The sequence below is a fragment of the Streptomyces sp. TRM68416 genome, assembly GCF_014596915.1.
GTDB lineage: Bacteria > Actinomycetota > Actinomycetes > Streptomycetales > Streptomycetaceae > Streptomyces.
In genome coordinates this window covers 1-347 of sequence record NZ_JACVWU010000112.1, presented here as the reverse complement: position 1 = coordinate 347, position 347 = coordinate 1, and the positions used below count along the sequence as shown (strand labels likewise).

General features: G+C 70.9%; 1 protein-coding gene. It reads right to left on the bottom strand.

Annotated features, from left to right (window positions below; all coding sequences use genetic code 11):
- On the bottom strand, window positions 1–347 hold a 347-nt coding region (locus ICC28_RS40175; protein WP_188293812.1), incomplete at both ends, for an AMP-binding protein.

The window sequence follows — 347 nt, the reverse complement described above, 5'->3', positions numbered from 1 at the left end:
ACCCCCCGCCCCAGCAGCACACCCACCACCGAGCCACGACCCACCCCGGCCGAACCCAGATACGAAGCCCACCGATTCGACGCCGCCTCCAACTCACCGAACGACAGAGAGAAACCAGCACCCTCCACCGCCACCGCACCAGGAACCGCCGCCGCCCGCTCCGCGAACACCACCGGCACCGGCACATCCGCACGCACCGCACCCTCACCAGCCGGCTCCCAGCCCGCCAGCGCCTCACGGTCACCCGAAGGCAGGAACACCGCCGAAGCGTCACCCCCGCCACCCAGCGCCATCGCCTCGAACACCGCCCGATACATCCCCGCCAACCGCTCACCGTTCTCACGCGA